Source organism: Pararhizobium sp. LjRoot235 (assembly GCF_964254145.1).
Lineage (GTDB): Bacteria > Pseudomonadota > Alphaproteobacteria > Rhizobiales > Rhizobiaceae > Pararhizobium.
In genome coordinates this window covers 1,101,319-1,119,830 of sequence record NZ_CAXUSP020000002.1, presented here as the reverse complement: position 1 = coordinate 1,119,830, position 18,512 = coordinate 1,101,319, and the positions used below count along the sequence as shown (strand labels likewise).

At 60.4% G+C, this 18,512-nt stretch carries 21 protein-coding genes and 4 pseudogenes; 13 read left to right on the top strand and 12 right to left on the bottom strand.

From position 1 onward, the window contains the following. Window position 1 precedes the first annotated feature (1 nt). Genes ACSQ2Z_RS25955 through ACSQ2Z_RS25945 form a run of 3 tightly spaced genes read left to right on the top strand, consistent with a single transcriptional unit; the run spans window position 2 to window position 2,693 of the window. The gene (locus tag ACSQ2Z_RS25955; protein ID WP_436084049.1) at window positions 2-403 is read left to right on the top strand and encodes a (R)-mandelonitrile lyase; all 402 of its coding nucleotides are present in this window, start codon (window positions 2-4) and stop codon (window positions 401-403) included. A gap of 53 nt (window positions 404-456) precedes the next feature. Beyond that, entirely contained in the window at window positions 457-1,443 is a 987-nt protein-coding gene (locus ACSQ2Z_RS25950; protein ID WP_436084048.1) for an aldo/keto reductase, read from the top strand. Window positions 1,444-1,502: 59 nt separating this feature from the next. After that, complete coding sequence (locus tag ACSQ2Z_RS25945; RefSeq protein WP_436084047.1) at window positions 1,503-2,693, top strand: multidrug effflux MFS transporter; 1,191 nt, start codon at window positions 1,503-1,505, stop codon at window positions 2,691-2,693. Window positions 2,694-2,871: 178 nt separating this feature from the next. On the opposite strand, the gene ACSQ2Z_RS25940 is transcribed toward ACSQ2Z_RS25945, so the two are convergent. The 5 genes and pseudogenes from ACSQ2Z_RS25940 to ACSQ2Z_RS25920 form a co-directional block, all read right to left on the bottom strand. Continuing rightward, complete coding sequence (locus ACSQ2Z_RS25940; protein ID WP_436081265.1) at window positions 2,872-3,012, bottom strand: hypothetical protein; 141 nt, start codon at window positions 3,010-3,012, stop codon at window positions 2,872-2,874. Window positions 3,013-3,086: 74 nt separating this feature from the next. Next, window positions 3,087-4,282: pseudogene (locus ACSQ2Z_RS25935) on the bottom strand (IS91 family transposase). Between the two features lie 3 nt (window positions 4,283-4,285). Continuing rightward, the gene (locus tag ACSQ2Z_RS25930; RefSeq protein ID WP_436082461.1) at window positions 4,286-5,194 is read right to left on the bottom strand and encodes a tyrosine-type recombinase/integrase; all 909 of its coding nucleotides are present in this window, start codon (window positions 5,192-5,194) and stop codon (window positions 4,286-4,288) included. Window positions 5,195-5,403: 209 nt separating this feature from the next. Continuing rightward, window positions 5,404-5,742, bottom strand: a complete 339-nt coding sequence (locus ACSQ2Z_RS25925) for a hypothetical protein (RefSeq protein ID WP_436084046.1) — start codon at window positions 5,740-5,742, stop codon at window positions 5,404-5,406. Window positions 5,743-6,173: 431 nt separating this feature from the next. Continuing rightward, complete coding sequence (locus ACSQ2Z_RS25920) at window positions 6,174-7,016, bottom strand: GntR family transcriptional regulator (RefSeq protein ID WP_436084045.1); 843 nt, start codon at window positions 7,014-7,016, stop codon at window positions 6,174-6,176. Between ACSQ2Z_RS25920 and ACSQ2Z_RS25915 the strand changes: the two genes are divergently transcribed. Genes ACSQ2Z_RS25915 through ACSQ2Z_RS25900 form a run of 4 tightly spaced genes read left to right on the top strand, consistent with a single transcriptional unit; the run spans window position 6,973 to window position 10,398 of the window. Further along, on the top strand, window positions 6,973-7,764 hold the full coding sequence (locus tag ACSQ2Z_RS25915) for a citryl-CoA lyase (RefSeq protein WP_436084044.1): 792 nt from the start codon (window positions 6,973-6,975) through the stop codon (window positions 7,762-7,764). The genes ACSQ2Z_RS25920 and ACSQ2Z_RS25915 overlap by 44 nt on opposite strands. Further along, the gene (locus ACSQ2Z_RS25910) at window positions 7,761-9,080 is read left to right on the top strand and encodes a phenylacetate--CoA ligase family protein (protein WP_436084043.1); all 1,320 of its coding nucleotides are present in this window, start codon (window positions 7,761-7,763) and stop codon (window positions 9,078-9,080) included. The genes ACSQ2Z_RS25915 and ACSQ2Z_RS25910 overlap by 4 nt, the downstream gene beginning before the upstream one ends. 10 nt (window positions 9,081-9,090) lie before the next feature. Then, window positions 9,091-9,681 carry a VOC family protein gene (locus ACSQ2Z_RS25905; RefSeq protein ID WP_436084042.1) on the top strand — a complete coding sequence of 197 codons (591 nt, stop codon included), beginning with the start codon at window positions 9,091-9,093 and terminating at the stop codon, window positions 9,679-9,681. Between the two features lie 45 nt (window positions 9,682-9,726). Next, window positions 9,727-10,398, top strand: coding sequence for a glutathione S-transferase family protein (locus ACSQ2Z_RS25900; protein WP_436084041.1), 672 nt, complete (start codon window positions 9,727-9,729; stop codon window positions 10,396-10,398). Here ACSQ2Z_RS25900 and ACSQ2Z_RS25895 read toward each other — a convergent pair. The 3 genes from ACSQ2Z_RS25895 to ACSQ2Z_RS25885 form a co-directional block, all read right to left on the bottom strand. Continuing rightward, window positions 10,352-10,687 (bottom strand): IS110 family transposase, encoded by a 336-nt coding sequence (locus ACSQ2Z_RS25895; protein ID WP_436084040.1) that lies wholly within the window; start codon window positions 10,685-10,687, stop codon window positions 10,352-10,354. The two genes, ACSQ2Z_RS25900 and ACSQ2Z_RS25895, sit on opposite strands and share 47 nt — an antisense overlap. After that, complete coding sequence (locus ACSQ2Z_RS25890; RefSeq protein WP_436084168.1) at window positions 10,636-10,770, bottom strand: hypothetical protein; 135 nt, start codon at window positions 10,768-10,770, stop codon at window positions 10,636-10,638. The genes ACSQ2Z_RS25895 and ACSQ2Z_RS25890 overlap by 52 nt, the downstream gene beginning before the upstream one ends. 135 nt (window positions 10,771-10,905) lie before the next feature. Continuing rightward, the gene (locus tag ACSQ2Z_RS25885) at window positions 10,906-11,916 is read right to left on the bottom strand and encodes a threonine ammonia-lyase (RefSeq protein ID WP_436084039.1); all 1,011 of its coding nucleotides are present in this window, start codon (window positions 11,914-11,916) and stop codon (window positions 10,906-10,908) included. 99 nt (window positions 11,917-12,015) lie between these two features. On the opposite strand from ACSQ2Z_RS25885, the gene ACSQ2Z_RS25880 reads away from it, so the two are divergent. The 5 genes and pseudogenes from ACSQ2Z_RS25880 (at window position 12,016) to ACSQ2Z_RS25860 (ending at window position 14,442) form a co-directional block, all read left to right on the top strand. After that, a complete protein-coding gene (locus ACSQ2Z_RS25880; protein ID WP_436084038.1) occupies window positions 12,016-12,621 on the top strand; it encodes a helix-turn-helix domain-containing protein in 606 nt (201 codons plus the stop codon). A 55-nt stretch (window positions 12,622-12,676) separates the two neighbouring features. Next, window positions 12,677-12,960, top strand: a pseudogene (locus ACSQ2Z_RS25875) (hypothetical protein); the annotation flags it as partial. Next, window positions 12,946-13,230, top strand: a pseudogene (locus ACSQ2Z_RS25870) (IS1595 family transposase); the annotation flags it as partial. The pseudogenes ACSQ2Z_RS25875 and ACSQ2Z_RS25870, both read left to right, overlap by 15 nt. Window positions 13,231-13,547: 317 nt before the next feature. Beyond that, entirely contained in the window at window positions 13,548-13,979 is a 432-nt protein-coding gene (locus ACSQ2Z_RS25865; protein ID WP_436084037.1) for an Hsp20/alpha crystallin family protein, read from the top strand. Next, window positions 13,972-14,442 (top strand): Hsp20/alpha crystallin family protein, encoded by a 471-nt coding sequence (locus tag ACSQ2Z_RS25860; RefSeq protein ID WP_436084036.1) that lies wholly within the window; start codon window positions 13,972-13,974, stop codon window positions 14,440-14,442. Before ACSQ2Z_RS25865 ends, ACSQ2Z_RS25860 begins: the two co-directional genes overlap by 8 nt. 1,162 nt (window positions 14,443-15,604) lie before the next feature. On the opposite strand, the gene ACSQ2Z_RS25855 is transcribed toward ACSQ2Z_RS25860, so the two are convergent. Continuing rightward, entirely contained in the window at window positions 15,605-15,730 is a 126-nt protein-coding gene (locus ACSQ2Z_RS25855; protein ID WP_436084035.1) for a hypothetical protein, read from the bottom strand. A gap of 200 nt (window positions 15,731-15,930) precedes the next feature. Between ACSQ2Z_RS25855 and ACSQ2Z_RS25850 the strand changes: the two genes are divergently transcribed. Continuing rightward, window positions 15,931-16,152, top strand: a complete 222-nt coding sequence (locus tag ACSQ2Z_RS25850; protein ID WP_436084034.1) for a hypothetical protein — start codon at window positions 15,931-15,933, stop codon at window positions 16,150-16,152. Between the two features lie 32 nt (window positions 16,153-16,184). Here ACSQ2Z_RS25850 and ACSQ2Z_RS25845 read toward each other — a convergent pair whose 3' ends face one another. The 3 genes and pseudogenes from ACSQ2Z_RS25845 to ACSQ2Z_RS25835 form a co-directional block, all read right to left on the bottom strand. Continuing rightward, window positions 16,185-16,454: a type II toxin-antitoxin system RelE/ParE family toxin gene (locus tag ACSQ2Z_RS25845; protein WP_436084162.1), complete on the bottom strand. Its 270-nt coding sequence runs from the start codon at window positions 16,452-16,454 to the stop codon at window positions 16,185-16,187. A gap of 27 nt (window positions 16,455-16,481) precedes the next feature. Next, window positions 16,482-16,758: pseudogene (locus ACSQ2Z_RS25840) on the bottom strand (type II toxin-antitoxin system ParD family antitoxin). Window positions 16,759-16,875: 117 nt separating this feature from the next. After that, a complete protein-coding gene (locus ACSQ2Z_RS25835; protein WP_436084033.1) occupies window positions 16,876-18,414 on the bottom strand; it encodes an FAD-dependent oxidoreductase in 1,539 nt (512 codons plus the stop codon). Window positions 18,415-18,512 lie beyond the last annotated feature (98 nt).

Here is an 18,512-nt window from a genome sequence, read left to right as displayed (position 1 = left end):
GATGGACATCAAACGCGCCGGAAGCCAGCCCTCTGGCAAGGGCCCTTCCGATTGGTTTACGGGTACGGTCCGCATCGATCCGCTCTTCCCCGTTCGCGACCCCGCTCGGGCTGCCGGCAACAGCGTCACATTCGAACCGGGAGCCCGGACAGCATGGCATACCCATCCGCTCGGTCAAGTTTTGATCGTGACCGCCGGATGCGGTCGTGTCCAACTTGAGGGCGGTCCCGTCGAGGAAATCCGGCCTGGAGACGTAGTCTGGTTCGAACCGGGCGAGAAGCATTGGCACGGCGCGGGGCCGACCACCGCTATGACGCACATCGCCATCCAGGAATCGCTCGGAGGCAAGGCCGTCGAGTGGCTCAAAAAGGTCGACGACGCGGACTACGGCGCAACGTCCTGATCGGTTCCTCGACGTTGGCCAAGAAGAAGCACACAGAGTCACGGAGCGGCAAGATGGACAAGCGCATACTCGGCAAGCAAGGCTTTGAAGTGTCTGCCCTGGCGCTGGGAGCGATGGGATACGGCAAGTCCCGGGAGATCGAAGACCGCGCCGATATGATCCGGCTGCTCCGAAACGCGGTCGATCTCGGCATCGATTTCTTCGACACCGCCGAGGTCTACGGCCCCTGGACCAATGAGGAGATGGTTGGCGAAGCTTTTGCCGGACTGCGGGACCGCATCAAGATTGCGACCAAGTTCGGTTGGAACATCGACCAGGCGACGGGCGAACATCTCGGCGGTGTCAACAGCCGACCGGAGCAAATCCGGAAATCGGTCGAGGGCAGTCTAAAGCGGCTTCGCACGGATCATATCGACCTTTGCTACCAGCATCGTGTCGACCCCAATATTCCGATGGAAGACGTCGCGGGCACCGTCAAAGACCTCGTCGCCGAGGGTAAAGTCTTGCATTTCGGCCTGTCCGAGGCCGGAGCCGGCTCGATCCGCAGGGCGAACGCGGTGCATCCCGTGACCGCGCTGCAGAGCGAGTATTCCCTCTGGACACGCGAGCCAGAGGCGGAAATCCTGCCGACACTTGAAGAACTGGGCATTGGCTTCGTCCCCTTCAGCCCGCTCGGCAAGGGTTTCCTGACGGGTAAGATCGACTCCTCGACACAGTTCGCCGCCAATGATTTCCGGGGCATGATACCACGCTTCAGTGAGGATGCCCGCGACGCCAACCAGGCGCTGGTCGATCTGATCAAGCGGATCGGTGATCGTCATGATGCCACGCCCGCCCAGGTCTCTCTTGCCTGGCTGCTGGCGCAGAAGCCGTGGATTGTGCCCCTGTTCGGAACGCGTAAGCGAGAACGGCTTGAGGAGAATCTCGGGGCGGCGTCCGTTTCTTTGACGGAGAGCGACCTCTCGGAATTGTCGAGCGCGGCGATCACAATCGAAGGCGCACGCTATCCCCAAGAGTTCATGAAGATGTCTGGACTTTGACGCCGGCCGGGATAGGCAAGAGAATGTGGATCGACGCAAATTCCCCGGAAGACAGTAGCATGGCTGTAAAGCGCGGTAACGGATGGACGTTGGTCGTGCTGGCGGTTCTCCTGGGATTTGCCTCGATCTCGACCGACCTGTTCCTTCCCGCACTCCCCACAATGCAGGCACAGCTTGAGGCAAAGGAGGGCGCGCTTCACTTCGTCATCTCGGCCTATCTTCTCGGCTTCGCCTTCGGCCAACTTGGCTGGGGGCCGATCAGCGACCGCTATGGACGGCGAGGCCCGATCGCTGTCGGTGTCCTCGTCTTCGTTCTCGGTTCGGCCGGATGTGCGTTGTCGACGAGCGCCAGTGAAATCATCGGTTGGCGCGTCGTCCAGGCCCTCGGTGCGAGCGCAGGCGTTGCTCTCGCTCGTGCCATGATCCGCGATCTCTATGATCGCGACGAGGCGGCCCGGACACTATCCACTCTGATGACCGTGATGGCGGTCGCGCCTTTGCTCGGCCCGTTGGTCGGTGCACAGATATTGGAGATCGCGTCGTGGCAGGCGATATTCTGGACCCTCGTGGGGATTGGACTGGCGACATGCGTTGCCGTGATGACGCTTCCGGAAAGCTTGCCGACTGAGAAGCGCGAGCATGGGTCTGTCTTGACGGCGATCTCAGGCTACGGCGAGATTCTGACCAACCCACGACTTCTGGCCTATGCAGCCGTCATCGGTTTTTTCTATGTTGCGATCTTCGCCAGCGTCGCGGGAACTCCGTTTGTTCTGATCGAGTATTTTGGTGCGACGCCCCGAACCTACAGCCTGATCTTTTCCGCCGGCATAATCGGCTTGATGGGGGCCAACGCCTTCAATGCCCGTCTCGTCAGCCGCATTGGCAGCAATCAGATGTTGCGTCTTGGCGCGCTCGGAGCAGCCGTGTTCGGCCTAGCGCTCCTTGTCACCTCGCTCGCCGACATAGGAGGCGTCGTCGCATTCGTCGTTCTCCAGTTCCTGTTCACGGCGATGAATGGCCTCATTCTGGCAAACGGCGTCGCCGGAGCCTTGGCCAGCGTTCAGACGAAAGCAGGTTCGGCGTCGGCCGTAGTCGGTGCCATTCAGTACGGTTCTGGCATGATCGGTTCCGCGGCTGTCGGCCTGTTGGCAAACGGCACGCCCACGCCAATGGTATTTGTCATGGCGGTCGGCGGGATTGGTGCGTCGTTGATGGCCTTGTGGATGGGGCGTCAAAAAGGGGGAACTTGACGTCTGCTTTCGGCCATTCGAGACCTTGGCGCCAAGTATGTAAATGTCCACTTGCTCGTTAAGTATCCTAGCAGCGGACAGACTGCAAACGTGAAGAGTTTCGGGCGCCGGCAGGCGTACGAAAGTCCCCGAGGAAGGAACCCGCGGTCCACAGGCGATGGCGATGGCTATGGGGATTTCAGATTTCCGCCAGTGGCGTCGGTGGCGCGAGCGCCGTCAGGAAGGACCAGGTGGATGGGGACAGACGATTTTGTTGTGCCCTTGCGCCGTGTTGTTGGCACGTCGCGCGGCGGGACGCGCCTGCTTCAATGTCGATCATCGGCATAGACTCGTGTGGGTTCGTTGCCTGAGGCTGAGTGCCTGCGGCTGGAGGCCGGATCATTTCATGCCGGGTCATGGGGTGGTCTCCCGGTTCGGTGTGGTTTTGTCCGGCGGTCCACGCGGCTGCCTCCACCGTTCGAACATCTCGATGATAATCATGCGTCCGCCGCAGCATGGGCATGGCGGGCGGAAGTCGTCCGGTTCGTCTGGGGTATCGTCATCAGGTGGCGCGGCGACGTTCAGCAGTTCGCGAGCGAGCGCGAGGCTGGCCTTGCGGGCGGAGCCGGCGAGGAGGCCGTAGTGCCGAATGCGGTGGAAGCCACGCGGCAGGACATGGATGAGGAAGCGGCGGATGAACTCGTCGGTTGCGAGCGTCATCACCTGCTGACGGTCGGCGCTGTGGCGGCGATAGTCCTTGTAGCGGAAGGTGATGCTGTCCTTGTCGAAGCGGATGAGGCGGCTGTTGGAGATCGCGACCCGATGGGGGTGTAGCGCGACAGATAGGCAAGCACGGCTTGAGGCCCGGCGAAGGGCGCCTTGGCATAAACCACCCAGCGCTTCTTCCGGACGGGGGCCAGGTGCCGCTGAAATGCCCGCCGGTCGGTGAAGTGCGCCATCGATCCGAAGAAGGTAAGCCTGCCGGTATCGTGCAGCCCGAGCAACCGAGTGAGGAACAGCCGGCGGAACAGCTTGCCTAGTACCCGTACCGGGAGCAGGAAGGCCGGGCGCGACGATACCCATCGGCTTCCGTCTGACGCGATGCCGCCACCCGGCACGATCATGTGGACATGCGGATGGTGCGTCATCGCCGATCCCCATGTGTGGAGCACGGCGGTGATGCCGATGCGCGCGCCGAGATGCTTTGGATCCGCCGCGATGGTCAGCATCGTCTCCGATGCCGCCTTGAACAGCAGGTCGTAGACTGCCGCTATGTTCTGGAACCCGATGTGGGCGACCTCGGCGGGCAGCGTGAACACGACGTGGAAGTAGCCGACCGGCAGCAGGTCGGCCTCGCGCTCGGCAAGCCATGTCCGCGCCGCGGCACCCTGACACTTCGGACAGTGCCGGTTGCGGCAGGAGTTATAGGCGATCCGCCACTGGCCGCAGTCCTCGCAAGCCTCGACGTGACCACCGAGGGCCGCGGTGCGACACTGCTCGATCGCCGACATGACCTTGAGTTGGGTGAGGCTCAGGTGTCCTGCATGGTCGGCCCGGTAGGCGGGGCCCGCCGCGCGGAAGATGTCGGCGACCTCGACAGAGGCGCGCACGGCTCAGCCGTCGGGCGATATCTCTCCCCGCTTGAACAGGCCGAGCTTGTCGAGCGGGCTTGTCACCGTTCGCACCGTGCGGGTCGCGACCTTGGTATAGAAAGCGGTGTTGTTCAGCTTGGCGTGCCCGAGCAGGACCTGGATGATCCGGATGTCCGTGCCGTCCTCCAGCAGGTGGGTGGCGAAGCTGTGGCGCAGCGTATGCGGCCCGACCCGCTTGGCGATGTCGGCGGCCTGGGCCGCCTCAACGACGATGCGATAGAGCTGCCGCGTGCTGATCGGCTTCATCGTGTGCTGTCCGGGGAACAGCCAGCCATCGCGGTGCATCACGCCCTGCTGCCGCCCGACCCGCCACCACTGGCGCAGCAATAAGAGCAGGTCTTGCGACAGCATGGCGTTGCGATACCGGCCGCCCTTGCCGCGCTCGACCCTGAGCAGCATGCGCTCACTGTCAATGTCGGCGACCTTCAGCATCGACACTTCGGCGACGCGAAGACCCGCACCATAGGCGACTGACAATGCGGCCTGGTGTTTCAGGCAGGTGGTGGCGTTTAGGAGGCGGGCAACCTCGTCGCGGCTGAGCACTACTGGCAGCGTGCGTGGGTGCGCCAGTCGAACGAGCTTGCGCGCCAGATCGGGACGATCAACCGTATGAGTGAAGAAGAAGCGTAGCGCCGACACGATGCTGTTCATGGTCGGCACGGGAACGCCGTCCTTCTGCTGCTCGATCTGGAACCGGCGCAGGTCGTCGGAGGTCGCTGTGCCTGGTGAGCGCCCAAGGAACGTCGCCAGGCGCCCGATATCGCGGAGATAGTTGCGCTGTGTCTCCCGTGAGAAACGCCGCATGTTCATGTCGTCGATCAGCCTCTGGCGCAGCGGGCTGATGGGTGCATCAAGAACTGAATGGGACATGGTCAGGCTCCTTGTTGAAGAAGCCCGTCATGGTCTGCTCACACCGAACGACGCTCAATGCATGCGCCACGACCGGTTGTTGATCTCTACCTCAACTGCGGGCGCCCTCCCGCGCAGCGGGTTCGTTCCTCGGCCCCTAAGCTGCCGTTCGCGGCCTCCGCCTCCCTCAGTTGGGGGAACCGACGACGGCTGATGCTGACCGGAGGAGCTCAGGTTAAAAAGGGCATGATATCTACGCCGTCACCTGGAAACACGGTGATGTGCGGGTGGTCTTTGAACAGCCGTGCCGCAGCGTCGATGGTTTCCGCTTCGACGACAAGGTAACCGCAGAAGGGGTTCACGGCATTGGCGACACCGTCCTTCGTTACACGCGTCGTCTTGCCGACCATGCCACCACGATCAAGTATGGATGCGGCGTTTCTGTTCTCCCACGCGGCCCACTGTTCTATGCCGACGGCGTCGATCGCATCCTGCTCGGCTTTGGGCAGCCTCCGAAAGGAGGCGAGGTCTTTGGGCTTCATGGTGTAAACGGCAAGAAAACGGGGCATTGGCGCTCTCTCCACGTGCTGGACGGTTTGTCAGATTTCACTACGCGTCGGAAATCACCCGTGCCGCCGCCATAAATCTTGCGAGGCACAGGATGACCGCTTGGAAGGCGCGAAGCAGCACAGTACACACTCGCCCGATTAGCGAGACCTGTGGATGAATTATGAGCCCGCACCTATTGCAAACTGACGCCTCGCCGCATCGTACGTCGATGCTCGGTCATTATTTCGCGAACATCGATGTCCTCCCAACCTGTTAAGATCTTGTCCCCGGCGGCTGCCGAAAACGTAGTCCCGGAAGGATTTCAACCTCGACCGCCACGCGTATCGTGCCGTGACAGAACTGACGACGGCGACCTAACCTGAATGACGACGGCTTCTGCTGATACGGCTTCACCGACAAGAACCTGCCAAAGCAGCGCCAGTATCCTTTTCTAGTCCTCGCGGCGAAACAGTTCCGACGGCATCGCGCGCATGAATTCTTGCGCGCGGTGCAGATGGTCGCGTATGGCGGCATCCGCCGCCTCCGCATCCCGGGCGCGAATTGCAGTGGCAATCATCCTGTGCTCATGCAGTGACGTGCCAATGACATGCGAGGTCAGCGACGACCTGATCTGCGCCATGATCAACGACAGATGCATTTGCTGATTGAGCTTGACGAGCTGACCGTTCCCCGCTGCTGCAGTGACCGCTGCATGAAACCGCTGGTTTTCCTGTAAATAGTCGGCCGTCGAATGACGCGGCTCGATACTCCAGATAGGCGCGATTGCCTCCTCGAACGCGGCCCGGACACGAGGGTCCTTCATATTGACGGCAGCAAGCCTGGCCGCAAGCGCCTCAAGCTCCGTCCGGATCTCGAACAGTTCAAGCGCTTCCATGATCGACAGCCGGCGCACCATGGCGCCGCGATTGGGGACGATCTCGATCAATCCTTCGGCGGACAGACGGCGGAAGGCCTCCCGCACCGGGCCGCGACTGACCCCAAGATCGGTTGTCAGCTCCGCCTCGATCAAGCGCTGGCCTGGTGCAAAACGCCCGTTCAGGATCGCAGAACTGAGATAGTCCGCGACAGACACTTCCTTCCGGCCATGAGGCTCTGCCTTCAATTCTCTCGTTGCTCTCAATCCCATCTCCTTGCTGACAAAAGCTGCACGCAAAACAGCGATTGACAGCGCTTTCTTTTGTAAACAATATTGTCCTACAAAAAAAGAAAAATGTGCGGGAGGAGGCGTCATGCTGATTGGCAAGGCGGAACCGGCAACGACGTCGATCAGCACCGCTGACGCGGCAAGTGTTACAGTGCGCGGCAAGGACCTGTGCGCCGATCTCATGGGTCGGCTTTCCTTTACCGCCTATTTCCATCTGCTGCTGACCGGCCGCGAACCCACCGACATTCAGTGCTATTTCCTCGACCTGCTGCTGGTGGCGATCGCCGAGCACGGACTTGTGCCGACAAACCTGGCCGCTCGCATGACCTATGCCGCCGATCCGTCCTTTCTGCAGGGCGCCGTCGCCGCCGGCATTCTCGGCTGCGGCACGGTCGTGCTGGGCACCTCGGAACTCTGCGGCAAGTTTCTGAGCCAAGCCGAGAAAAGGATAAGAGAGCACGGGCTCGACCGCGCCGAAGCCATGAAGACGATTGTCGGTGATATCCGCAACGAAGGCGGCAAAGTGCCCGGCTTCGGCCATCCGATCCACAAGCCGATCGATCCGCGCTGTGAACGCATCCTTACATTGGCAGACGCCAAAGGCGTTTCCGGCACCTATGTCCGGCTCGCACGTGAAACGGCAAACGCAGTCCAGGCGGTTTGGGGCAAGCCGCTGCCGATGAACGTATCGATGGCCATTGCCGCGGTGCTGCTCGATCTCGATTTTCCGACGACGATGATCAAGGCCATCCCCATCCTTGCACGCACTGGCGGGTTGCTCGCCCATCTCGCCGAGGAGCAGGAGCGCCCGATCGGCTTTCTCATGGCAGCGCATGCGGAAGAGGCGATCGCCTACGAGCCGGGAGCCGAAGGATGATGCACAATCCGGCCGTTGAATCATCGCCCTGGGATCGGCAAGTTGACGCGGATGACCAGCTTTATCGCGCCCAGATCGCGTATCTCTTTGAAAATTCGCGCTTCTACCGGAAGAAATTGACGGAAGCCGGTTTCAAGGAGGCCGCCGGCGTCGGAGGCCTCGCCGAAATCGCAAATCTCCCCATGACCGAGAAGGACGAACTGCGTGTGAGCCGCACGCCGGAAAATCCGGTCGGGACGCATCTCGCGTCGCCGATGAGGGAGGTGGTCCGCATCTATTCGACCAGCGGCACCACCGGTGCCCCAAGTTATATCCCCCTCACCCGTTCCGACCTCGCAAACTGGATCGAGACTTCCTGTCGGTCATACGGTGCCTCTGCGATCCTTAAGGGCCAGAAAATCGTATCGACCTACAATGCCGGACCGTTCGTTGCAGCGGTTACGCTTGACGCCTTCAATTCGCTCGACCTTTGCCAGATTCCGGTGGGCGCCGGCAACACCGAGCGGCTGATGGCCGCGGTACAATTGCTGAAACCCGAAATCCTGGCGCTCACGCCCTCCTACGCTCTGCACCTTGCCGAATGGGCGGAGACACGCGGTATCGATATCGCAAACTCAAGTATCAAGAGGATTCTCGTCGCCGGCGAACCGGGCGGAGGCGAACCCGCACTGCGGGGCCGGCTCGAGACGGCCTGGGGCGCAACGGTGACCGAAGCCATGGGTATTGGCGACATTTCTGTTTCCCTGTGGGGCGAATGCGAAGAACAGGCAGGCATGCACTTCTCCGGCCGCGGCTTCGTGCATTTCGAATTGATCGATCCGGAAACCGGCGTGCCCGTAGTCATCGACGATGGTGTCGAAGGCGAGCTCGTCTACACCCATCTTCAGCATCGGGCAGCTCCCTTGCTGCGGTTCCGCAGCCGCGATCACGTTCGCCTGCATGTCGGCACATGCGCCTGCGGCCGCACCGCGCCGAGGGTTCGTTGCATCGGCCGCACCGACGACATGCTGATCGTGCGCGGCGTCAACATATTCCCGACGGCGATCCGCGAAGCTGTCAACAAGTTCCAGCCGGCCGTCAGCGGCGTCATCTCGATTCGACCGAAGGCGCATGGCGTCAAGCAAGCGCCGCCGCTGCCGGTGACCGTCGAACTTGCCGAGGGCGCTGGCGCAACGGCAGAGTTGTCGGACCAGATCAAGCGGCGCATTCGCGACCTTCTGATGGTATCGACCGAGATCGAGCTGGTGCCGTGGGGCACGTTGCCGCGCAGCGATTACAAGTCCAAACTGGTCGACTGGTCGCAAGCCGCGACATGAGGAGGAGACGATGAGGAAACTGCAGACACAGGGCGTGCACCACGTAACGATCGTCGGCGCAGACCGTCAAACGTCGATCGATTTCTGGGAAGGTATCCTGGGCATGCCCTTTGTCTTTGAGCAGCCCAATCTCGACAAAGCCACCGAGAGCCATCTCTATTTCGATCCAGGCGATGGCCGGCTGATCACGATCTTCACGGACGAGAGCCGCAAGCCCGACCCGAAACGCACCTCGACGGATATCGGTTGCGTCCACCATCTCGCCTTTGCCGTTTCTCAGGCCACTTTCCGGCAGGCGGTAGAGCGCCTTAACGAACGCGGCATCAAGCATTCGGGTCCGAAGGATCGCGGTTTCATGGACTCGATCTATTTCGAGGACCCGCTCGGACTCTTGATCGAACTGGCGTCTTACCGTTTCGAACCGCCGTTCGGCTACAGTCACGGCGACGTCATGCTCGAGGCCCACAGGATCAGAGTGGCACGCGGCGACTACAACATCGCCGAAATCCACCTTGCCGATGCGATCGAGACCCTGACGGCACGCAATCGCGGCAGCCTGTCTTCGGACCGCGGTCCGAAGAACCCATATCCCCGCAGCTGAAAGCCCGAAGCGCGCTCCAACCGCAAGCAGTCAATGGAGGAAACAATGAAGCTTTATATGCACCCCGTGTCGCAGACCAGCCGGCCGATCCGCCTGCTCATCGCCGAAAAAGGCCTTAATGTCGAAGAAGAAGTCGTCGACTTGATGACGGGCGCCCATCATCAGGAGCCCTTCATTTCACTCAATCCGAGCCGGCAGGTTCCGGTCTTCGAGGACGGCGACCTCAGGATGACCGAGTGCTCGGCAATCCTGAAATACCTCGCCGACAAATACGACATGCCGGAATACCCGAAAGATCTGAAAAAGCGTGCGCGCGTCAACGAGATCATGGACTGGTTCAATACCGGCTTCTATCGCGACTGGGCCTACAATATGGTCTATCCGCAAATCTTTCCGCATCACAAGAGGCCAAGCGAGGATGGCCAAAAGGTCGCTGTCGAATGGGGACGCGACAAGGCCGGATTCTGGCTGCAGGTGCTTAACGACCACTATCTCGGCAAAGGCAACGCGTTCCTGGCCGGCGACGATATCACCATCGCCGACTATCTCGGCGCAGGCTTTGTCGCATGCGGCGAACTCATCCGCTATGACCTCTCGCGCTTCCCCAATGTCCGGGCCTGGCTGGAGCGAATGAAGGCACTACCGCATTGGGACGAGGTCAGCAGCGTGATCACCGGATTTGGCAGTTCGATGAAAGATCAGGACTTCGTTGCCTGATCCATCCCTCGCTATGTGAACGTTGCGTCAGTTCTCCTGCTCGCCACAGCCGCGCCAGCATTTCAGCATCGCGCCGATCTGTCTTAACCCGATCTCCAGCGCGGCGCGGGATCATGGCCGGCGCGACAACGGCAGCATCAAATCCGAGTTTTGTCAGAAGCTGATACAGCCCATAGCCACACGGACCTGCTTCGTAGCAAAACACCGGTCGCGCACCTGTAGCCGAAAGCCGTTTTGTCAGGCGTAAAACTGCATCAGCGTTGTTTTCGATAATGCCGTAAAACCGCACGTACTATTCCGGCCATCATCCGCTGTCGCAACGGCAATCGTCTCAGCGTGAACATCAAGGCCGATATAAACCATTCTTTCCATAAGCTTCTTCCTTTCCAAACCATTTCGTTTGACAAGGAAAACCTAACGGCTTTGTGGCCGTAAATCACTCATCTGGTCTAAGGCCGAAGGGACCGTGAATATCAGATATTCAACTACACGTTCTCGGCCATCTGCCTAGTCCTTTATCCACTCCGAAAACGCTTCCGGCAGCACGTTCGACCCGCAGATTACAGCTACCACACGCTTGCCGCTGTAACGCGAGGAATCTTCCAGGATCGCCGCGATGCCGAGAGCGGCCGAGGGCTCGACCACGAGGCCGGCGTGCTGATGCAGCAAGCGCATGCCTGCCTTGATGCTTGCTTCCTCGACGAGCGGCACGTGATCGGCGACGGCGAGCAGGTCCTGAAGGACCGCCGCGATCGGGAAGCGGCCGGCGACGCCGTCGGCGATAGTGTCGGTGCGATCTGTGGTGACGACCGCTCGCGCCCGCCAAGACAGAGCCAAGGCGGGTGCTCCGCTGGGTTGGATGCACACCACCTCGGTTGTGGGCGACAGGCTCTTGAAGACGTGGCCGACGCCGGTGGCCAGCGCGCCGCCGCCGAGTGCGAGCAGGATCGTGTCGATGCGGTCGCACCCTTCGATGAGCTCCAGCCCGATTGTGCCCGCGGCCTCGCAGGTGTCGAGGTTTTCGCTGTCCTCTACGAGTAAAGCATTGTCGCTGGCCGCGATCTCGCGGGCGCGTTGTCGCGCCTCCTCAATATCGCCCTCGACCAGGTCGACGGCGGCTCCGAGCCGACGAATGCGATCGATCTTCGCGGGATTGGCGCTTGTCGCCGCCACCACGGTTACGCCAATTCCGCGTGCCCGGCCACTATGTGCGAGCGCCTGCCCGAGATTGCCGGCGCTGGCGCAGACCGCGGCCTTGGGATCCGGGCTGCTTGCCAGACGAGACATAACGACCTCGGTCCCTCGTCCCTTGAAGCATCTGATCGGGTTTGCAGTCTCAAGTTTGATGACGACTTCGCATCCCAGCACGTCGCCAAGAGCGGGGCAAGCGAATTGGGGCGTGTCGCGAAACACGGATGAAATTTGTTCCCTAGTCGCAAGAATGCGGTCGAGGTCGAGCCTGGTGTCTGGTTGCCTGACTTCAGGGTATGCTGTGGATCTTTCACCGACAGATCGCATGGGATAGTCCTTGGACATTGTGTTGTGGTTGCGTGGGTGTGCGTTATAGCGCATACTTTGGATGTGCGCTATAACGCACAAATGCGAGGTCGGTCTTAAATGAAGTCCATCAGTCCCGTTGAAACAGGGAAGCTACTGAAGTCCATCAGGCACGAGCTCGGGTGGAGCCTCGATCAGACCGCTAAGCAGACGGGAGTCAGCAAGGCAATGCTGGGCCAGATCGAGCGCGGCGAATCCACCCCGACTGTTGCGACGCTTTGGAAGATCGCGACGGGCTTGCGAGTTCCGATGACCACCCTGCTTGAGCCGGATCGCGAAGAAGGCGGTGTCTTGCTTTTGCGTGACGCCAGTAGTCTCCGGGTGCGCCCGTCGCAGGAAGGGATGCAGCGCGCCTTGTTGTTTCCTTATGAGGCCCGATTCGGTTTCGAGCTCTACGAGCTAACCTTCGCACCTGACTTTGAGAGTATCTCAGAGCCGCATGACATCGGGGTTGTGGAACATGTGACCGTCCTGCGCGGCGAGGTCGAATTGCTGGTCGAGGAAGATTGGAGGCTGCTCAGGGAGGGGCAGTCGTTACGGTTCCCTGCCGACCGCCGCCACGGCTACCGCAATCGGACGGAGAGCGAGGCTGTTGTCATGGACTTAATCCACTATCGGTTCATTCCGCAGAATATCGCGGGTCGCGAAACGCAAGAGGGTTCCTGATCAGAGAATACCGTACACGACGATCCGGTCGCTCACCGCCTGGTCGAACGCCAATGCCGAAACTACACTTATCTCGGACCTCGATCCGGAAAAGCTGCAAACCCTCGACGGGCTTCTGGCTGTCGACCCGGCAATGACGCGCTTTCACTGGCTGCGATCGGCTCCGGACGCTCCGGGGGCGATGAAACTTGGTCGGATTGACCGAACGCATCGCATTCGCGCGCACTCGGGATTGATCCCCGTTTGCAGGCTCGAATCCCTTCCGGGCGGTGGAACCAGATGATCCGGGAGGGCGATGCAACACCAGCCTGGCTCGCCAACGACTTCAATGCTAGTCGCACTGCGATTGCCGGCGTCTTTCACCACATCAGCCCGCAACATGCGGATCTGTATTTCCACGAGATCGGCTTCCGTTGGTCGCAGCGTGTCGTCACAGGCAGTACCGTTCGCAAAACCCGGCATGGCCGCGAAATCGTGCGAACCCTCTGGTCGCGCGTGCCCCCAGCCCTGCAGTTGCCGAATGTCTTTCGCGCGGCTATCGGGCGGCAGATGCGCCGAAGCCCGGACGGCGGTATCAGCATCAAATCAGCCGTAGCTGTCTTTGGTTGATAAAGGCCGCGCGTTTGGGGGACCAGTTCTTGTTCTGGCGCCTTGCGGGTTCGGAGCGTTCATTCCGGCAGAACTGCCGCTATGCACCTGATCCTATCGCAACCGCGCCTCAGTCATATCGACCATTCCGCCCCCCGGCGCGCGGTGCCGCAAGCATAACCGCAATCGCCAAAATCATTCACGCCCTGTATAATGTCGAATAAGGCTTCCGTTGGGGGTAATCTTCAAACGTCACGCCATCAGGCGGTGAAGGGCGGAACCGTGGTATCGAGGCAAGCCGAGGGCCTTGTGAGGGGCGGCCTTCCGAGGAGAAGCCAATGGTCGCACGAATGCTATACGGCGCAGATCCTTTCCGCAACATACGCCGCTTCCAAGACGAAGTGAGCCGGGGCGCCGCGAGGGCGCTGGAATTCCCGGCGGTGAATGTCTTCGCAAACCAGGACGGCGTCATCATCACCGCCGAATTGCCTGGAGTAAGATCAGAAGACTTGGACATCCTGATTCACAGAGATTCGGTTACTCTCAGCGGAGAGCGGCACACCGAAACTGAGGAGGCCCAAGGATATCACCGGCGTGAGCGTCGTGGGGGCGGGTTTGTGCGGACCGTGTCATTGCTGTTTGTGGTCGACCCGAACAAGGTTGAAGCGGATCTCGTCAATGGCGTACTGACTCTGGATCTTCCTCGAGCTGAAGAGGACAAACCCAGGCGCATTAGTGTGAAGGCGAGCAAGGGGGCGGATCATGGCTAAGGGAGAGACCACGAAAGCTGGAACGAAGGGCGAGAGCAAGCAGCAGTCTCAGGCCGCGCTGACTAGCCAACCGGAGCTAGAGGGCAAGCGGTCCGCGGAGCAGGACGCGGGCGAGCGGACCCATGAGAGACCGGTCTTCATACCACGGGTTGACATCTACGAGACCGAACACGGCCTTGTCGTCGTTGCGGATCTGCCCGGCGTGAGCCCGGAGGGTTTGGAGGTCACGTTGGAGAAGCGGGTGCTGTCGATCTATGGCCGCGTCGAAGAGGACGCCCCCGAGGGCTACAGCCAGGCCTATCGCGAGTACGCGGTTGGCGATTTCGAGCGGCAGTTCACTCTCTCCGGGGATTTCGACATCAATGGAATTGAGGCGAACTTGAAGCTCGGTGTGCTTCACCTCGCCATCCCGAGAGCTCCGGAGGCAGCGGCAAAGCGGATCGAAGTGAGATCTGTTCCCTGACGGTTGAGAGGATTGCGAAAACGCCGCGCTCGCCAGCGGTTCGCCGGGCCTACTCTATGACCGAAGCGATGTGATTTCTGGGGCTGTCCTAGAAGGAGATTTGATCTATTAGGATGGTTGGATATGGTTAAAGCACTCGAAACTCCCAGCAAAACCTCCCTGAACGCCCCCGAAGTACACAGATCCCTCCGAAGGGCGGCCCCAAGACCAGAGCCACGATGGGGTTTTCGCAACCTCCCGGTGATCCCCGGCTTCAACCTACGCCCGGTCGCCAGCTTGGTCATCCTGGGCCACGCGCCTTTCATCCCGGCGGGGCGCGGGCAGTCATGCGCTGCTCGCGAAGTGGCCTCTCGGAGCGGTTTCCTCGCCAGCTTTGCCTTAAACCGCACAGTCCGTCGCGATGCCATAACGTCCGATAATGTTGGCTTATCGGTCGCTCTGTTTTTGAAGTCGGAACCGCCGAAATCAGCTAGAAAAAAGGAGCCCGGCTGCGACTATGCCGGTGATATCCAGCCCTTGCGGGCTTACGCTTGCCCCTGCCCGCTCGTCGAGGACACAGCCAACCTGGCAAACGTTCGCAGGAAACCCTTAAGTTTGCGTTATTTGAAGAGGCATGCGGGCAGCCGCTGGATCAGGAGTTGGCCGCCGCTCGACACGCCACTAGTTTTGCGGGTGCAATAACGCCCGGTTGACGGCATACTCCGCCACGCCAGTTCTCAGTCGTCGGCAGGTGTTATCAATGACCACACGCATCATGTTGGCCCGAGCAAGAACGGAGGCAAGCCGCGGAACGCCGACGCGCGAAACGCTCACGATGCTGCGCGAGATAGTCAAAGCTCAGCATCTCGCCGATGTTCGGGGTTCAGACGTTTCCGGTGATGCGGCCTCAGCGAGGCGCTCAGATCGGAAACCTCCAGCTCGGCCATTCCGATAAGATACCGCAGCATCTCATACCGGTCGCTACGCGGCACGGCGTGGCTCAGTTCAGCAAGTAGACCGCGAAGTTTGTATAGGTCGTCCATTGTCCCCCCCCGAGTATTGTGGAGGGAGTTTGTCACGTTCAGACAGTTTTGATTATCGCAGCTTTTTAGGGGATTTTCGTATCCGAGAACAATCCGAGGTAGAATTTTCAGATGTGTTTCCGGGTCGCTGTAGTCTGTCGCTACTCGATTACGAGTGCCGTGGCTGCGGCGAAAAACGTGGAGCCAAGCAAGATCACCGCGCCAATGGCGATGCCCTGCATCATGTTCATGCGCCTCGTACGCTTCCCGTCCCAGTCGTAAGTCATAGTCGCGCCTCATGAAGGGGCCACTCGCCGGCGGGCAGTGGAACATCAGGATGACGCGGAATAAACATCATAAAATTGCGGCGGTCAAGTAAAGCGCCGCTAAGGTAGTGTCACCATGCGACGGCGCCACGCCGGGCACCCCGCAGCTGCAGGACGTTTCTTTAGTTGCTGCCATGCCCGAATGAAAGAAAGAGGTGGTCATGAGCAAGCAGCAAGCGAAAAATTTCGTCCTGGCGATGATAGAGGCGGGCAGCAATATCCAGGCGATCGGCAAGAGCGGTTATGTCCTGGCCGAGCCTGTCGTGATCGATGACCAGGAGGCTTGCGAAAGGATCGATCGGGTGGCCGAGCGCTTCGGCAATGTCACTCACCTGAAGCAAGACATCATCGACCACCTTATCGAGATGGGGCGGGTCATTTGAGTGGTCAGCCCGACAACAGGAAGGATTTGTCCTCAATGCCCGTTTTTGGCATGAAGCACGCGCCATATGTCGACATGACCGGTGTAGTCGCGATAGTAAACGAGATAGGGGTATTGTTTTAGGGAAAAACTTCGCAGGCCAGGCAATCCCAACTCGTAGGCATATCGCAACGATCCGCACTCCGGATGGCTAGCGATCAGATCGTAACCTACTTGAAGAGCGTCGATAAAGCCCAGCGCGACCTCGGCTCCAGCTTCGCGGACATAATAGTCGACCGCTGCCTCGACATCGCTGCGAGCCAGCTCCCGGGGTGACTATCGTTTTATTATTCACTTGCTGTGCCGACCGTGGACTCGATCGCGCAGACTGGCGAAATAGTCCGCGTCGACCGGTTCACTCTGTGCGGACGAGGCTCCGTCAAGCAACAGCCTACGCAAATCGAGACGGTCCTGATCTCGACGTATCAGTTCCCGGATATACTCGCTGCTCGTCCCATAGCCTCGCCCAGCGACTTGCTCATCGATGAAGCTCTTGAGATGGTCCGGTAGGGAAATATTCATTGTGCTCATACGAAAGGATCATGGCAACTTTGGCAAAAATTGGCAAGAACCCGCTCTCTTCGAGTGCGGTGGCAGGTTCCCATTGAGCCGTTCGGGCAAAGTTGACATAGCTCAGGTCCCATTCTCTACCCGGCATTGCGAGCCATTTGGCGCGCCTGCTTCGTCAGCTGGCCGCCATTTCATGCTCCATCGCCACCTCGATCATCAGGTTTTCGATATCGCGGGAAATCGAAGCGGCAGCCAACACACGTCCGTCGAACTTGAAGCGCAGCAGACAGTCCGCGGCGGCGACGTCCCCTTCGACCACGATCTCGTCCCATCGTTCGGCATGGCCGACATAATTGATCCTGACGTCATAGTGCTGGCTCCAGAAGAACGGCACGGCTGTGAACTTTTCGCCCTTGCCGAGCATATTGAGTGCCGCGATTTGCCCTTGCCTTTCGGCGACCACCCAATGTTCGACGCGAATGTTGTCTCCGCTATGGGGATCAGGCCACCGCGCAATGTCACCGGCCGCGAAGATCCCAGGCACGCTGGTTTCCATAAAACTGTTCACGACAACGCCGCGGTCGGTTGCCAGCCCCGCCGTTTCTGCGAGTCTGGTCCGCGGGCGTACGCCGATACCGGCGACAACGAAATCAGCGGCCAGCGTGTCGCCGTCGCGAAGTTTCACGTCGCTGCCATTGATGCTGCTCGCGATCTCCTCGAGGTGAAAAACGACTCCGTTCTTCTCGTGAACGGTCCGGATGAAGTCGCCCATTTGCGGACCCAAAACCCGCCCCAGTGGCTGCTTGTCGGGTGCGACGACGTGCACTTCGATTCCGCGGGATCGCAGGGCAGCGGCGACTTCGAGGCCGATAAAGCTGGCGCCAAGCACGACGACGCGGCGGGCAGTCGTGGCCCGTTCAATTATGGCTCGGCAGTCGGCAAGTGACCGTAGCATATGGACATGCGGCTGATCGGCACCTGGTATGGTCAGCCGAACCGGCTCTGCACCGGTCGCCAGCAACAACCTGTCGTAGGGGATCGAGCCTCCGCCGGCGAGGGCGACCTCACTGGTGCGCGGATCGATGCGAACCACTTGCGTACCGAGACGCAGGTCGATCTGGTTTTTTGAATAGTAGCTCTCCCCCCGCAGCGGCACCCAGTCCTCCGGCGCCTTGCCGGAAAGGTAGTCCTTTGAGAGGTTGGGCCGATCGACAGGCGGCGCTTCGTCGTCGCTGAGCATGACAATACTGCCATGATACTGTTCTCGCCGCAGCCTCTCGGCCGCGGCAAAGCCGGCCGCACCGCCGCCGACGATGACGATCTTCTCGGGCATTGCTTCGACAGAACCATCGCTTGATGACGGTTCTGCACGCTTGCGCTTTCCGACCACGAAGATCTTGCCGTCGCGCTGCTCGACCCGCCAGCATGCCAGCGGCCGGAAGGCCGGTGCCCGCAGAGCCTCACCTGTCCTCAAGTCGAAACATGCGTGATGCCACGGGCAGCGGATGGTGTCGCCGGCCACCAGACCGTCGACGAGCGGACCGTTATAGTGCGTGCAGTGCGCGTCAACAGCGAATATCTCCGCCCCGCGGCGCACAAGCAGCACCCGCGCATCGCCGCAATAGCCGACCAGCTTCCTGCCGTCGGGAAGATCGGCAATTCCGAGCCCTCGCGCCAGATCCGGACCAGTTATGTCTGTGTGTTCAGGAGCCATTTTCTTCTCCTTATCTAGAGGCGTCCGCCTCGGCGGCGTAAAGACGATCTGTGTTCGGGTCGCCGGGCCTTTGATATCACCCGGCAGTTTGTTGCCGT

Bases quoted from the DNA above. Each gene is read 5' to 3' on its own strand.
- ACSQ2Z_RS25900 (WP_436084041.1), top strand. From the start codon at position 9,727: ATGAAGCTTTATATGCACCCCGTGTCGCAGACCAGCCGGCCGATCCGC.
- ACSQ2Z_RS25905 (WP_436084042.1), top strand. From the start codon at position 9,091: ATGAGGAAACTGCAGACACAGGGCGTGCACCACGTAACGATCGTCGGC.
- ACSQ2Z_RS25950 (WP_436084048.1), top strand. From the start codon at position 457: ATGGACAAGCGCATACTCGGCAAGCAAGGCTTTGAAGTGTCTGCCCTG.
- ACSQ2Z_RS25880 (WP_436084038.1), top strand. From the start codon at position 12,016: ATGAAGTCCATCAGTCCCGTTGAAACAGGGAAGCTACTGAAGTCCATC.
- ACSQ2Z_RS25945 (WP_436084047.1), top strand. From the start codon at position 1,503: ATGGCTGTAAAGCGCGGTAACGGATGGACGTTGGTCGTGCTGGCGGTT.
- ACSQ2Z_RS25860 (WP_436084036.1), top strand. From the start codon at position 13,972: ATGGCTAAGGGAGAGACCACGAAAGCTGGAACGAAGGGCGAGAGCAAG.
- ACSQ2Z_RS25855 (WP_436084035.1), bottom strand. From the start codon at position 15,730: ATGACTTACGACTGGGACGGGAAGCGTACGAGGCGCATGAACATGATG.
- ACSQ2Z_RS25890 (WP_436084168.1), bottom strand. From the start codon at position 10,770: ATGGAAAGAATGGTTTATATCGGCCTTGATGTTCACGCTGAGACGATT.
- ACSQ2Z_RS25940 (WP_436081265.1), bottom strand. From the start codon at position 3,012: ATGATCGACATTGAAGCAGGCGCGTCCCGCCGCGCGACGTGCCAACAA.
- ACSQ2Z_RS25925 (WP_436084046.1), bottom strand. From the start codon at position 5,742: ATGCCCCGTTTTCTTGCCGTTTACACCATGAAGCCCAAAGACCTCGCC.
- ACSQ2Z_RS25865 (WP_436084037.1), top strand. From the start codon at position 13,548: ATGGTCGCACGAATGCTATACGGCGCAGATCCTTTCCGCAACATACGC.
- ACSQ2Z_RS25885 (WP_436084039.1), bottom strand. From the start codon at position 11,916: ATGCGATCTGTCGGTGAAAGATCCACAGCATACCCTGAAGTCAGGCAA.
- ACSQ2Z_RS25850 (WP_436084034.1), top strand. From the start codon at position 15,931: ATGAGCAAGCAGCAAGCGAAAAATTTCGTCCTGGCGATGATAGAGGCG.
- ACSQ2Z_RS25835 (WP_436084033.1), bottom strand. From the start codon at position 18,414: ATGGCTCCTGAACACACAGACATAACTGGTCCGGATCTGGCGCGAGGG.
- ACSQ2Z_RS25955 (WP_436084049.1), top strand. From the start codon at position 2: ATGGACATCAAACGCGCCGGAAGCCAGCCCTCTGGCAAGGGCCCTTCC.
- ACSQ2Z_RS25915 (WP_436084044.1), top strand. From the start codon at position 6,973: ATGCTGATTGGCAAGGCGGAACCGGCAACGACGTCGATCAGCACCGCT.
- ACSQ2Z_RS25930 (WP_436082461.1), bottom strand. From the start codon at position 5,194: ATGTCCCATTCAGTTCTTGATGCACCCATCAGCCCGCTGCGCCAGAGG.
- ACSQ2Z_RS25910 (WP_436084043.1), top strand. From the start codon at position 7,761: ATGATGCACAATCCGGCCGTTGAATCATCGCCCTGGGATCGGCAAGTT.